Here is a 13308-nt window from a genome sequence, read left to right as displayed (position 1 = left end):
AGGTGCGCTCGCCGCCGGCTGACGACGACAGCGGGGAGAAACGGTCTAGTGATCCCGTGCGGTCAGCTCACCGACCGCCTCGGCGAAGGCCTCGCCCCGCTTGTTGTAGTTGACGAACATGTCCATCGAGGCACAGGCCGGAGCCAGCAGGACGGTGTCGCCGGGCTCGGCCAGACGGGTCGCTTCCCGGACCGCCTCGGGCATCGCCCCAGTGTCGGTCCGGTCGAGGTCGACCACCGGGACATCGGGGGCGTGTCGCGCCAGGGCTTCCCTGATCAGCGCCCGATCGGCGCCGATCAGCACCACCCCGCGCAGCCGGGCGGCCGACTTCTGCACCAGCTCGTCGAAGGTCGCGCCCTTGGCGAGGCCGCCGGCGATCCACACGATGCGCTCGTACGCCGCCAACGACGCCTCGGCGGCGTGGGTGTTGGTGGCCTTGGAGTCGTCGATGTAGGTGACGCCGTCGCGCTCCGCGATGTGCTGGATGCGGTGCGCTTCCGGGTGGAAGGCGCGCAGTCCGTCGCGTACGGCGGCGGGACGGACGCCGAAGGCCCGGGCCAGCGCCGCCGCCGCGAGGGCGTTGGCGATGTTGTGCGGGGCGGGGGTCCCGGAGCCGGGCGCGATGTCGGAGACCTCGGCGAGCTCCTGGGCCTGCTGCTGACGGTTCTCCACGAAGGCGCGGTCGACGAGGATGCCGTCGACGACGCCGAGTTGGGAGGGGCCGGGGGTGCCGAGGGTGAAGCCGATGGCCCGGCAGCCCTCCTCGACGTCGGCCTCGCGCACCAGGTCCTCGGTCGCCTTGTCGGCCACGTTGTAGACGCAGGCGACGGTGTTCCCCTCGTAGATCCGGCCCTTGTCGGCGGCGTACGCCTGCATGGAGCCGTGCCAGTCGAGGTGGTCGGGTGCGAGGTTGAGGACCGTGGCGGAGTGCGCGCGCAGCGACGGCGCCCAGTGCAGCTGGTAGCTGGAGAGCTCCACGGCGAGCACGTCGTAGGGGGGCTCGCCGTCCTTGCCCTGCCCCAGGACGACATCGATGATCGGGGTGCCGATGTTGCCGACCGCCATGGTGCGCAGGCCCTCGGCGGCCAGGATCGAGGCCAGCATCCGCACGGTGGTGGTCTTGCCGTTGGTGCCGGTGACCCCGAGCCAGGCCGCGGCGTCCGGCCCGCGCAGCCGCCAGGCGATCTCGACATCGCCGACCACGTCCACACCGGCCGCCGCGGCCGCCGCGAACAGGGGGCTGTCCGGCTTCCAGCCGGGAGAGGTGACGACCAGGCCGGTGCCCTCGGGGAGGGTCTCCCCGTCGCCGAGGCGGACGGTGATCCCCTGCTCCGCCAGCTCACGGGCGGTGGCCCGCTGCTTGTCGCCGTCGCCGCCGTCCACGACGGTGACGTGGGCGCCGAGGCCGGCCAGGGCGCGGGCGGCACTGATGCCGCTCACGCCGAGGCCGGCGACGGTGATGTGCTGACCGGCGAAGTCCGCCGGGCCGTGCGTGGTCACTTTGCTGCCTGCCAGCCGCCGTAGAAGATGCCGAGTCCCACGATGACGCACATGCCCTGGATGATCCAGAACCGGACCACCACAAGGACTTCCGACCACCCCTTGAGTTCGAAGTGGTGCTGGAGTGGCGCCATACGGAAGACCCGCTTGCCGGTCAGCCGGAACGATCCGACCTGGATCACCACGGACATGGTGATCAGGACGAAGAGACCGCCGAGGATGGCGAGCAGCAGCTCCGTACGGGAGCAGATGGCCAGGCCGGCCAGCGCGCCGCCCAGGGCCAGCGAACCGGTGTCGCCCATGAAGATCTTGGCGGGCGAGGTGTTCCACCACAGGAAGCCGAAGCAGGCGCCCATCAGTGCGGAGGCCACGACCGCGAGGTCGAGCGGATCGCGGACCTCGTAACAGCCCGGTCCGGCGGTGATCTGGTTGGCGCACGACTCCTGGTACTGCCAGATGCCGATGAAGGTGTACGCGCCGAAGACCATCACCGAGGCGCCGGTGGCGAGGCCGTCGAGTCCGTCGGTGAGGTTCACGCCGTTGGACATCGCCAGGATCATGAACAGCGCCCAGATCACGAAGATCACCGGGCCGATCTGCCAGCCGAAGTCCTGGGTGAAGGAGAGCCGGTCGGACGCCGGGGTCTGCCCGCGCAGGTCCGCGAACTGCAGCGACAGCACGGCGAAGGCGATACCGACGATCAGCTGGCCGGCCATCTTGGCCTTGGCCCGCAGGCCCAGCGAGCGCTGCTTGACGATCTTGATGTAGTCGTCGAGGAACCCGACCAGGCCCATGCCCGCGAAGAGGAAGAGCACCAGCACACCCGAGAAGGTCGGATCGCTGGAGGTGATCACCTTTGTCACGGCGTAGGCGATGATCGTGGCCAGGATGAAGGAGATACCGCCCATGGTGGGCGTGCCCTTCTTGCTGCCGTGGGTCCGCGGGCCGTCATCGCGGATGAACTGCCCGTATCCCTTTTTGGCCAGCAGCTTGATCAGCAGCGGGGTGCCGATCAGGGTCAGGAAGAGCCCGATCATTCCGGAGAAGAGGATCTGCTTCATCGAGTTCATCGGGTCGCGGCTCCACCCTCAGCGCCCGCGGCGCCCCGCATGCCCTCGTCCAGCAAAGCTGCGGCGACCCGCTCCAGCCCCACCGACCTGGACGCCTTCACCAGCACGACATCTCCCGGCTGCAGCTCGCTGCGCAACAGGTCGACCGCCGCCCGCGCGTCGGACACGTGCACCGACTCCTCACCCCACGAACCCTCGTTCTTGGCGCCCATGTCGAGCCAGGCCGCTTCCCTGCCGCCGACTGCCACGAGCTTGCTGACGTTGAGCCGGACGGCCAGCCGTCCGACCGCGTCGTGTTCGGCGAGTGACTCCTCGCCGAGCTCGGCCATCTCACCGAGCACCGCCCACGTACGCGCGCCCGTCGCCTTGCCGGCTGCGCCCATGGCGACCAGCGCACGCAGCGCCGCTCGCATGGACTCGGGGTTCGCGTTGTAGGCGTCGTTGACGACCCGCACGCCGTCCGCGCGCTCGGTGACCTCCATACGCCAGCGGGAGAGCGTGCCGGCTTCGGAGAGCGCGGTGGCGATCTCGTCCACGGGCATGCCCAACTCATGGGCGACGGCGGCCGCGGCGAGCGCGTTCGACACGTGGTGCTCACCGTACAGCCGCATGGTCACATCACTGCACCCGGAGGGTGTGTGAAGCGTGAAGGCAGGCTGTCCGAGCTCCGTGAGCCGGACATTCTCGGCACGTACGGCGGCCTCCGCGGCCTCACCGAACAGGACCGTGCGGGCCCTGGTGCGCGGCGCCATGGCGCGGACGTACGGATCGTCGGCGTTGAGCACCGCGATCCCGCCGTCCTCGGCCGGGGGCAGCGCCTCGATGAGTTCGCCCTTGGCCAGGGCGATCTGCTCACGGCCGCCGAACTCGCCGATGTGCGCGCTGCCGACGTTCAGCACCACACCGATCCTCGGCGGGGTCAGCCCGGCCAGGTAGCGGATGTGGCCGACGCCGCGGGCGCCCATCTCCAGGACGAGATGGCGGGTGGTCTCATCGGCGCGCAGCGCGGTCAGCGGCAGCCCGATCTCGTTGTTGAGGTTCCCCTCGGGCCAGACCGTCGGGCCGTGGCGCTGCAGCAGCTGGGCGATCAGGTCCTTGGTGCTGGTCTTGCCGGCCGAGCCGGTGAGGCCCACGACGGTGGTGCCCAGACGTGCGACGACGGCGCGGGCGAGCGCACCGAGCGCGGCGATCACGTCGTCGACGACGATCGCGGGGACACCGAGGGGGCGGGCGGCCAGTACGGCCACCGCGCCCGCCTCGACGGCGCCGGACGCGAAGTCGTGGCCGTCGACGCGGTCACCGGCGAAGGCCACGAACAGCGCGCCGGGGCCCACCGCACGGGAGTCCGCCACGACCGGTCCGGTCACCCGGCGGCCGTCGTCCGGTATGTCGTGCTGCTGCCCTCCGACGATGCTCGCGATCTCGGCGAGCGACAGGGAGATCACAGGTCACCCCCGGTACTGGGCGGGCGGTGACGGCAAAAGGGTTGTGCGCGCATGGCGGTGTGTCATCCCTGGTGGTTCGGCTGCGGTGACTTCAAGGAAGCCTCGATGGCCTCGCGCAGTACCTGGCGGTCGTCGAAGGGGCGTACCACTCCGGCGATGTCCTGGCCCTGCTCGTGGCCCTTGCCCGCGACGATCACGGTGTCACCGGGCTCGGCGCGGGCGACGGCGGCGGCGATGGCGGCGGCGCGCTCTTCTTCGACGAGCACCGTGCCGCGTTCATGAATGGGGACCTCCGCGGCCCCCGCGAGCATGGTGGCGAGGATCGCGAGGGGGTCCTCGCCGCGCGGGTTGTCGGAGGTCAGTACGGCCGTGTCGGCGAGCCGGGCCATTGCGGCACCCATCGGGGCACGCTTGTGCGGGTCGCGGTCGCCGCCGCAGCCGAGGACGGCGTGCAGCTTGCCGTCGGTGACCTTGCGCAGCGCGCGCAGAACCGATTCGACGGCGTCGGTCTTGTGCGCGTAGTCGACCACCGCCAGGTACGGCTGGCCGGCGTCGATGCGCTCCAGGCGGCCGGGGACCCCGGGCACCGCGGCGACCCCGTCGGCGGCGGTCTGCGGGTCGATACCGGCGACGACCAGCGAGACGATCGCGGCGAGCGCGTTGGCGACGTTGAACGGGCCGGCGATCGGGGAGGCGGCGCGCAGGGTCTGGCCGTCCGGGCCGTGCACGGTGAAGTTCGAGCCGAGCGTGCCGACCTCGACGTCGGACGCCCGCCAGTCGGCGTCGGGGTGGCCCTCCGCGGAGAAGGTGGTGACCGGGACCTCGGACTCGCCCTCGGCCAGCCGCTTGCCGTACTCGTCGTCGAGGTTGACCACGCCGGCGCGGCTGCGGGCCTTGGTGAAGAGCTGCGCCTTGGCCTGGAAGTAGTCCTCCATCCCGGAGTGGAACTCCATGTGCTCCGGGCTGAGGTTGTTGAAGATCGCGACGTCGAAGACGCAGCCGTCGACCCGGCCGAGGACCAGGGCGTGGCTGGAGACCTCCATGGCGACCGCGCGGACACCGCGCTCGCGCATCACCGCGAAGAGCGCCTGCAGGTCGGTGGCCTCGGGGGTGGTGCGCTCGGACTTGATGCGCTCGTCGCCGATACGGGTCTCGACGGTGCCGATCAGGCCGGTCAGTCCCCCGTCGGGGCGCTTGGCGGCCGCGGCCCGCAGTCCGCCCTCGATGAGGTAGGCGGTGGTGGTCTTGCCGGAGGTGCCGGTGATGCCGATCTGGAGGAGGTCCTCGCCCGGCGCTCCGTAGATGGAGACGGCCAGGGCACCCATCCGCGCGCGCGGGTTGTCGACGACGAGGACCGGCAGGCCGGTCGCGGCGGCGCGCTCGGCGCCCGACGGGTCGGTCAGGACCGCCGCGGCGCCGAGATCGGCGGCCTGGGCGACGAAGTCGGCACCGTGCAGACGGGCGCCGGGCAGCGCCGCGTAGACGTCACCGGGGCGGACCGCCCGGGAGTCATGGGTGATGCCGGTGACCATCACGGGCTGTGCGGCATCGGCCGCTCCGGGGTGGCCGGCGTCGGGGGCCGGGCTTCCCAGCTGCTCGGCCAGGTCCGCCAGGGGGGTGGGGCGGACCCGTTCAGGGCGCGGCGCTCCCGGGTAGGTGGCGGCACCGCCCTTCTCGGCGTGCTGGGCTTTCGGGGACTGATCAGCGTGTGACACGGCGGTGAGCGTACCGGGCACCACCGGCCCGGGGCGAAGTGAGGGCCGTGGGGAGGAGCAGTTGCCCGGAGTGGAGGTGCCGTCGGGGGTGCCGTCGGGGGTGATGGTCGTCACGGCGGAATTGCCTCGATTTCATTGGCCTGGCGTGAAGGTGACCGGCAGCCGCGGGGGCTTGGCGCCGGTCGGCGGGACCTGGAGGGTTTTCAGCGCGAAGGCCATGACCTGCTGGTAGATCGGGCCGCAGACCTGGCCGCCGAAATAGCTGCCCGTCGTGGGGTTCTGGACGGCGCAGTAGACCGTGATGCGGGGTTTGTCGGCGGGGGCGAAGCCGGCGAACGAGGCGGTGTAGCCGTGGTAGCGGCCGGTCCGGGGGTCCACCCGGTTGGAGGTGCCGGTCTTGCCGCCGACCCGGTAGCCGTCGATCTTCGCCTTCGCTCCGGTGCCTTCTTCATCGTCCACCACCGATTCGAGCATGGTGGCGAGCGTGGCCGCCGTCTTCTGGCTGATCACGCGGTTCTTCGCGGGCTTGGGCGCCGGTGCGTAGTGCCCGTCGGGGCCGGTGCTGCCCCGGACCAGGGAGGGGGCGATGCGCTCCCCTCCGTTGGCGATCGTGGAGTAGACGGAGGCGGCCTGTACGGCGTTGAGGGACAGCCCCTGGCCGAACGGGACGGTGAACTGCTGCGAGGTGTTCCAGTCCTGCGGCTTGGCCAGGATGCCGTCGGTCTCCCCGGGGAAGCCGAGCCCGGTCGGCCTGCCGATTCCGAACTTGCGCAGATAGGAGTAGAGGACCTGGTTGGCCTCGGGCTGGGTCTTGCCGAGCTGGCCGGTGGCGAGGATCGTGCCGATGTTGCTGGACTTGGCGAGCACCCCGTTGAGGGTCAGATGCCAGGTCTCGTGGTCGACGTCATCCGCGAACAGCCGGTCGCCCCGGTGCAGCCGGTTGGGCACGGTGACCCTGGTGGCCGGGGTGGCGACGCCCTCCTCCAGGACGGCGGCCATCGACATCACCTTGCTGGTGGAGCCCGGCTCGAACGCGTCCGACAGCGCGGCGTTGCCCAGCGCTTCCGGATCGGCCTTCGACACCTCGTTGGGGTCGAACCCGGGCGCATTGGCGAGCGCCAGGATCTCCCCGGTGCGGGTGTCCTGGACGACGACATAGCCGCGGTCGGCCTGTGACTTGGCGACCTGTTCGGTGATGGCCTGCTGGGCCGCCCACTGGATGTCACGGTCGAGGGTCAGCTCGACGTCGCTGCCGGGGACGGCGGGGTGCTCCTGGGTGTCGGCGGTGGGTACCCGGCGGCCGCCGGACTGGGCGTAGACGAGCTTGCCGTCCTTGCCCGCCAGCTGCTTGTCCAGGCGCGCCTCCAGGCCGCCGCCGCCCTTGCCTGCGCCGTTGACGAAGCCGAGCACGCCGGCGGCGAGGTTCTTGTTGGGGTAGAGGCGCTTGCTGTGCTTGTCGGCGAAGATCCCCACCAGGACGTTGGGGCGGGGCGCGCTCTTGGGGGCGGCGGCCGCCTTGCTGTCGAGGGTCTTGCGCAGGTCCTTGATCTTCTTCCAGACCTGCGGGGTCTGCTGCCGGGCGAGCAGGGCGTAGCGCGCTTCGGGCCGGTCGAGCTTCTTGGCCAGGGTGGCCCTGTCCTCGCCGAGGACCGGGGCGAGCAGCGCGGCGGCCCGCTGCGGTGCATCGTCGATCTTGGTCTTCCCCGGGGCCAGCAGGCTCGGGTCGGCGGTGATGTCGTACGCGTCGACGGTGGTGGCCAGGTCCACGCCGTTGCGGTCGGTGATCGCACCGCGCTCGGCGGCCAGCTTGACCGGTACATAGCGGTTCTCGTTGGCCTTGGCGGCGAACGCTCCGGCGTCCACGGCCTGCACCTGGAAGAGCCGTACGACGAAGACCAGCATGATCAGCGTCAGACCGAGGGAGACCAGCCGCAGCCGCGGGCGCGGGCTGCCGAGGCGGAGCGCCGGGGCCCCGGAGCGGGGGCGCGCGGGGCGGGCGGCGGGCCGGGGCGGGCCGGGCCGGGAGCCGGGGCGGGCCGCGGGGCGCTTGGCGGCGGGCGGGCGTCCGGCACCGCTGCCGGCCCGGCCCCCGCGCTGGGCGGGGCGCGGCACCCGGCGAGGGTCCCTGGACTCGGTCATGCCGCGTTCACCTGCCGGAGGTCGTCGGGAAGGGGGCGGGCGCGGGTGCGGTGGGGGCGGCGCCGCCGGACGGGGCGCGCGAGGCGGACGAGGTCAGGGACGCCGGGGCGGCCGAGGGGGGCGGGGAGGCCAGGGTGGCCGGATCGGCCGGTGTCGCCTCGGTGCCCGGTGCGCTGTCCGGGCCCAGCACCCCGGCCAGGGCCGGGACCGGCGGCACCGCCGGACGGGGCAGCGCGGTACGGGTGGTGGTGCCCAGGGGCGACGGCGCGGCGGAGCTGCTCAGCGGCGCCCCCGTCGGCCCGGCCACGCTCGGCCGGCCGCGGACCGTGCCGTCCGGGAGCAGGAACACCGGAGTGCCGCCGGGCACCATCCCCAGCTTCCGGGCGCGCCGCTCCAGCGCGCCCGGTGCCGAGTAGGCGTCCACGTCCTGCTGCAGCGCCTGCTGCTCGTCCGTCAGCTCCTCGGTCTGCTTCTCCAGCTTGCTGAGCTCGAACGACCCCTGATTGAGGGCGGAGTTCAGCAGCAGCAAGGTGATCAGGCCGGAGCCGAGGAGGACGACGATGAGGAGCACGAAAGGGGTGCGGGCCGCGGTGCCGCGGGCACCCGCGCCGGAGGGGAACAGCGCGGCGAGGCGTTTCTGTCTGCCGCGCGGCCCCTGGCCTTTCATGCGGTGTCCTCGACGCTCTCGCGGATGCGCTCCGCGCCGCGCAGCCGGGCGGGGGCGGCCCGGCGGTTCTCGGCGATCTCCTCCTCCGTGGGGAGTTCGGCGCCGCGGGTCAGCAGCTTGAGCCGGGGCTGGTAGCGCTCGGGGACCACCGGCAGCCCGGGCGGCGCCGTGTTGGCCGCACCGGCCGCGAACACCTGCTTGACCAGGCGGTCCTCCAGCGAGTGGTAGGCGAGCACGGCGATCCGGCCGCCCACCGCGAGCGCCCGCACGGCGGCCGGGACGGCGCGCTCCACGCTCGCCAGCTCCCCGTTGACCTCGATGCGCAGCGCCTGGAACGTGCGCTTGGCGGGGTTGCCGCCCGTGCGCTTGGCGGCCTGCGGCAGCGCGTCACGGATCAGCTCGACCAGCCGCGCGCTGTTGGTGAACGGCTCCTTGGCGCGCTCGCGGACGACGGCCTCGACGATCCGCTTGGCCTGCTTCTCCTCCCCGTAGGAGCGCAGGATCCGGACCAGCTCACCGGGCGCGTAGGTGTTGAGGACATCCGCGGCGCTGATGCCGGTCGACTGGTCCATCCGCATGTCCAGCGGGGCGTCCTGCGCGTACGCGAAGCCGCGGTCGGCCTCGTCGAGCTGCATGGAGGAGACACCGAGGTCGAACAGCACGCCCTGGACGCGCGGGGTCCCGAGCCGGTCGAGGACCTCGGGGAGCTCGTCGTAGACGGCGTGCACCAGGGTGGCGCGGTCTCCGTACGGGGCGAGCCGCTCGCCCGCCAGCTTCAGGGCGGACGGGTCGCGGTCGAGGGCGATGAGCCGGGCCGCCGGGAAGGTGGACAGCAGTGCCTCGCTGTGCCCTCCGAGTCCGAGGGTGCAGTCGACGACGACCGCACCGGGCTCGGCGAGCGCGGGCGCGAGCAGGTCCAGACACCTCTGGAGCATGACGGGTACGTGGCGAGTGCTGCTGTTCATGCGAGGACCTCGCCGCGCTCGGCCCGCCTGCCTCGGCAGAGCGCGCACCTCTTCCTGATTCGCTCGCTACGCTCGCTCATGTGCCTTCCGATGGGCTGGGCGGCAGGTGGGGCCCCGGCCGCTGGCTGGGGGATGCCGCACGTACCGCTTGGTCCCCGCCCGCTCTGAAGGGGAAGTGGCCCTCCGGCGACGGGGAAGTGACGTCGGAAGACCATGGGAGCGGGAGGAGGCCGAGCCGTACGTACGACGCGCGCACGCGAGGAATTCGGTATCCAAGGAGAGCGTCACGCCTCCCACTTCGCGCCACTTTAGTCCACCGGCTGCCCCGGTCAATCAACCGGTTCCGCGCGTCCTGCGACGGCTTTCCCGCCGCCTTTCCCGCGGGCTTCTCACCCGGACGGCGGCGAGACGGTCAGACCTGTGGGTTACCTCACAAGGAGTGATGATGACCCCTATGCCCGACCTCTCATGCAGCCGAAAAGGCCGCCGCCGATTACCTTGAATCCATGCCCATACCTGCGTCGCAGCCGCTGCCCCCCTCCGCCGACGGTTCCGCCGTGCGCTCCGGTGACACGGTCACCGACAGTCTCGTCGAGGCGAACAAGCGCTATGCCGCCGCCTTCACCGACCCCGGAATGGACGCCCGGCCCGTCCGCAATGTCGCCATCGTGGCCTGTATGGACGCCCGGCTCGACCTGCACGCCGCGCTCGGCCTCGAACTCGGCGACTGCCACACCATCCGCAATGCCGGCGGGGTGGTCACCGACGACATCATCCGGTCCCTGACGATCAGCCAGCGGGCGCTCGGCACCCGCTCCGTCGTCCTCATCCACCACACCGGGTGCGGTCTGCTCAGCCTGACCGAGGACTTCCGCCACGAGCTGGCGGCCGAGGTCGGACAGCGTCCCACCTGGGCGGTCGAGGCGTTCAAGGACCTCGACGAGGACGTACGGCAGTCCATGCAGCGGGTGCGCACCTCCCCCTTCCTCCTGCATACCGACGACGTCCGCGGCTTCGTTTTCGACGTGACGACCGGTCTGCTGCGGGAGATCGACCCGCAGAACTGACCCCGCCCCGGCCGTCCCGGCATCCGGATCCCGTCCGGAATGCCGGGTTCGCCGGGAAGGCCGGGGGATAACCTTGTGAGTTATCCACAGGTCATGACGCGAAGCCGCGCGGGCAGCAAGAATGCGTAGGTGCCGTCGTCCCGGCCCCGGCCGGGCGCGATGCGCACTTTCGGGGTGGGCCGGGTCCGCAGAGGGGGCATCGGCCCGTAGTACGGGGCCGAGGAGGGCCGAGTGACGACGTATGACGAACGAGCGAGCCTCAGCGATCTGACCACCACCGCGGAGCGGGTTCACCGGTCGGTGGAGGAAGTGATCGAGGGCAAGCCGGAGGTCGTACGGCTCGCGCTGACCGTGCTGCTGGCCGAGGGACATCTGCTCATCGAGGATGTGCCCGGCGTCGGCAAGACCATGCTCGCCAAGGCGCTGGCCCGCTCCATCGACTGCTCGGTGCGGCGCATCCAGTTCACGCCCGACCTGCTGCCCTCCGACATCACCGGCGTCAGCATCTTCGACCAGCAGCAGCGGGACTTCGAGTTCAAGCCCGGCGCGATCTTCTCCCAGATCGTGATCGGCGACGAGATCAACCGCGCCTCGCCCAAGACCCAGTCGGCGCTCCTGGAGTCCATGGAGGAGCGTCAGGTCACGATGGACGGGCAGACCTACGAGCTGCCCGACCCGTTCATGGTGGTCGCCACCCAGAACCCGGTGGAGATGGAGGGCACGTACCCGCTCCCCGAGGCCCAGCGCGACCGCTTCATGGCGCGGGTCTCGATCGGCTACCCCAGCCCGGCGGCCGAGCTGCAGATGCTGGATGTGCACGGCGGCGCCTCGCCGCTCGACGACCTCCAGCCGGTCGCGCACGCCCACGAGATCGTGAAGCTGATCGACGCGGTGCGCACGGTCCATGTCGCCGAAACGGTGCGCCGGTACACCGTCGATCTGGTGGTGGCCACCCGCAGCCACCCCGAGCTGCGGCTCGGCGCCTCACCGCGGGCGACCCTGCATCTGCTGCGCGCCGCCAAGGCCTCGGCCGCGCTCCAGGGGCGGGAGTACACCCTCCCGGACGATGTCCAGTCGCTGGCGGTGGCGGTGCTCGCGCACCGGCTGCTGCCCACCGCCCAGGCCCAGTTGAACCGCCGTACGGCCGAGCAGATCGTGCTGGAGATCCTGCAGCGCGTCCCGGTTCCCGAGCCGTCCGCACAGCCGTGGCGGACACCCGGCCAGCAGCCGCCCGGCGTACGGGGGTTGTGATGTCCGACGGGGGGAGCGAGGGCACTCCGGAACGGGACGGGTGGCGGGCGGCCCTCGGGGGACTGACGACACGGGGCAGGTCGTTCCTGGCGGCCGGGGTGGCCGCCACGGTGTGCTCCTACCTCCTCGGGCAGGCGGATCTGCTGCGGGTCGGTCTGCTGCTCGCCGCCCTCCCGCTGGTGTGCGTCCTGGTCCTGCACCGCACCCGCTACCGCGTCGCGGGCAGCCGTACGCTCGCCCCCGCCCGGGTGCCCGCGGCCACCGAATCCCGGGTGCGGCTGCGGATGGAGAACATCTCCCGGCTGCCGACGGGCGTGCTGATGCTCCAGGACCGGGTGCCGTACGTCCTCGGGCCCCGGCCGCGCTTCGTCCTGGACCGGGTCGAGGCCGGCGGCCGCCGCGAGGTCTCCTACCGCGTCCGCTCCGACCTGCGCGGACGCTATCCGCTGGGGCCGCTGCAGCTGCGCCTCTCGGACCCGTTCGGGATGTGCGAGCTGACCCGCTCGTTCAGCGCCTCCGACACCCTGACGGTCGTGCCGCGGGTCGAACCGCTGCCCGCGGTGCGGCCGGCGGGAGAGGCCGCCGGGTACGGCGACGGACGGCACCGCTCGCCGGCGCTGGCCGGGGAGGACGACGTCATCCCGCGCGGCTACAGGCACGGCGACGATCTGCGCCGCGTCCACTGGCGTTCCACCGCGCGCTACGGCGAACTGATGGTCCGCAGGGAGGAGCAGCCGCAGAAAGCGCGCTGCACGGTCCTGCTCGACACCCGCGAGACCGCCCACCCGGGCTCGGGCCCCGACTCGGCCTTCGAGTGGGCGGTGGCGGGTGCCGCCTCCACCGCGGTGCATCTGCTGGAGCGCGGCTTCTCGGTGCGGCTGCTGACCGACACCGGCAGCTCGGTGCCCGGCCCCGACGGCGCCGGCAGCTTCGCGGGCGGCACCGACTCCGCCGACGCCGCGGGACTGCTGCTGGACACCCTCGCCGTCGTGGAGCACTCCGAGGAGGAGGGCCTGTCGGCGGCGTACGACGTGCTGCGCGGCGGCAACGAAGGACTGCTGGTCGCCTTCTTCGGCGACCTGGACGAGGAGCAGGCGGCGGTCGCCGGGCGGATGCGGCAGCGCAGCGGCGCGGCCGTCGCCTTCGTCCTGGACGGCGACGCCTGGACCCGGGGCCCCGGCGGCATCAGATTCTCCGACGGCCAGGTCCCGCTGGCCGAACGCCTGCGGCTGCTGCGCAAGGCCGGCTGGACGGCGCTGCCGGTGACACCCGGCGACACCCTCGCCGCCCTGTGGCGCGCGGCCGGAGAGCGCACGGGCGCCCCGGAGACGGTGGTGGGAGGCCGGTCATGAACGGGAGCGTGAGCCGTGGGCGGATCACGGACGGGCGGCCGCTGAGGGAAGAGGGCCTGCCCGTGGACGGACGGCCGGGGGCGCGCTGCCCACGCGGCCGGATCAGCGGCCGGCGCGGGCGTTGCCCGGGCGGCCCC

The 13308-nt window shown here is 72.3% G+C and carries 10 protein-coding genes; 3 read left to right on the top strand and 7 right to left on the bottom strand.

The window, feature by feature from the left end:
* Window positions 1-45: 45 nt before the first annotated feature.
* The 7 genes from murD to rsmH form a co-directional block, all read right to left on the bottom strand.
* Window positions 46-1500 carry a UDP-N-acetylmuramoyl-L-alanine--D-glutamate ligase gene (gene murD, locus SLV14N_RS29350; RefSeq protein WP_263271748.1) on the bottom strand — a complete coding sequence of 485 codons (1455 nt, stop codon included), beginning with the start codon at window positions 1498-1500 and terminating at the stop codon, window positions 46-48.
* A complete protein-coding gene (mraY, locus tag SLV14N_RS29345) occupies window positions 1497-2561 on the bottom strand; it encodes a phospho-N-acetylmuramoyl-pentapeptide-transferase (RefSeq protein WP_026169741.1) in 1065 nt (354 codons plus the stop codon). The genes murD and mraY overlap by 4 nt, the downstream gene beginning before the upstream one ends.
* A 5-nt stretch (window positions 2562-2566) precedes the next feature.
* Complete coding sequence (gene murF / locus SLV14N_RS29340; protein WP_208684970.1) at window positions 2567-4015, bottom strand: UDP-N-acetylmuramoyl-tripeptide--D-alanyl-D-alanine ligase; 1449 nt, start codon at window positions 4013-4015, stop codon at window positions 2567-2569.
* A 62-nt stretch (window positions 4016-4077) separates the two neighbouring features.
* A complete protein-coding gene (locus SLV14N_RS29335) occupies window positions 4078-5844 on the bottom strand; it encodes a UDP-N-acetylmuramoyl-L-alanyl-D-glutamate--2,6-diaminopimelate ligase (protein ID WP_263271747.1) in 1767 nt (588 codons plus the stop codon).
* Between the two features lie 18 nt (window positions 5845-5862).
* A complete protein-coding gene (locus tag SLV14N_RS29330; protein ID WP_263271746.1) occupies window positions 5863-7869 on the bottom strand; it encodes a penicillin-binding protein 2 in 2007 nt (668 codons plus the stop codon).
* A 7-nt stretch (window positions 7870-7876) separates the two neighbouring features.
* The gene (locus SLV14N_RS29325; RefSeq protein ID WP_263271744.1) at window positions 7877-8536 is read right to left on the bottom strand and encodes a septum formation initiator family protein; all 660 of its coding nucleotides are present in this window, start codon (window positions 8534-8536) and stop codon (window positions 7877-7879) included.
* On the bottom strand, window positions 8533-9501 hold the full coding sequence (gene rsmH, locus SLV14N_RS29320) for a 16S rRNA (cytosine(1402)-N(4))-methyltransferase RsmH (protein ID WP_263271743.1): 969 nt from the start codon (window positions 9499-9501) through the stop codon (window positions 8533-8535). Before rsmH ends, SLV14N_RS29325 begins: the two co-directional genes overlap by 4 nt.
* Window positions 9502-10007: 506 nt before the next feature.
* Between rsmH and SLV14N_RS29315 the strand changes: the two genes are divergently transcribed.
* The 3 genes from SLV14N_RS29315 (at window position 10008) to SLV14N_RS29305 (ending at window position 13171) form a co-directional block, all read left to right on the top strand.
* Window positions 10008-10568 (top strand): carbonic anhydrase, encoded by a 561-nt coding sequence (locus tag SLV14N_RS29315; RefSeq protein WP_208684960.1) that lies wholly within the window; start codon window positions 10008-10010, stop codon window positions 10566-10568.
* Between the two features lie 231 nt (window positions 10569-10799).
* Window positions 10800-11819 (top strand): MoxR family ATPase, encoded by a 1020-nt coding sequence (locus tag SLV14N_RS29310; protein ID WP_208684958.1) that lies wholly within the window; start codon window positions 10800-10802, stop codon window positions 11817-11819.
* Window positions 11819-13171, top strand: coding sequence for a DUF58 domain-containing protein (locus SLV14N_RS29305; protein ID WP_263271742.1), 1353 nt, complete (start codon window positions 11819-11821; stop codon window positions 13169-13171). The genes SLV14N_RS29310 and SLV14N_RS29305 overlap by 1 nt, the downstream gene beginning before the upstream one ends.
* Window positions 13172-13308: the final 137 nt, after the last annotated feature.

The sequence above is a fragment of the Streptomyces sp. Je 1-4 4N24 genome (assembly GCF_026239515.1).
GTDB lineage: Bacteria > Actinomycetota > Actinomycetes > Streptomycetales > Streptomycetaceae > Streptomyces > Streptomyces nigrescens.
This window is presented reverse-complemented; position numbering and strand designations above follow the sequence as displayed.

What these genes read in the sequence shown, in the direction of transcription:
- SLV14N_RS29330 (WP_263271746.1), bottom strand. Translation starts at nt 7,869, where the DNA reads ATGACCGAGTCCAGGGACCCTCGCCGGGTGCCGCGCCCCGCCCAGCGC.
- SLV14N_RS29305 (WP_263271742.1), top strand. Translation starts at nt 11,819, where the DNA reads ATGTCCGACGGGGGGAGCGAGGGCACTCCGGAACGGGACGGGTGGCGG.
- rsmH (WP_263271743.1), bottom strand. Translation starts at nt 9,501, where the DNA reads ATGAACAGCAGCACTCGCCACGTACCCGTCATGCTCCAGAGGTGTCTG.
- mraY (WP_026169741.1), bottom strand. Translation starts at nt 2,561, where the DNA reads ATGAAGCAGATCCTCTTCTCCGGAATGATCGGGCTCTTCCTGACCCTG.
- SLV14N_RS29315 (WP_208684960.1), top strand. Translation starts at nt 10,008, where the DNA reads ATGCCCATACCTGCGTCGCAGCCGCTGCCCCCCTCCGCCGACGGTTCC.
- SLV14N_RS29325 (WP_263271744.1), bottom strand. Translation starts at nt 8,536, where the DNA reads ATGAAAGGCCAGGGGCCGCGCGGCAGACAGAAACGCCTCGCCGCGCTG.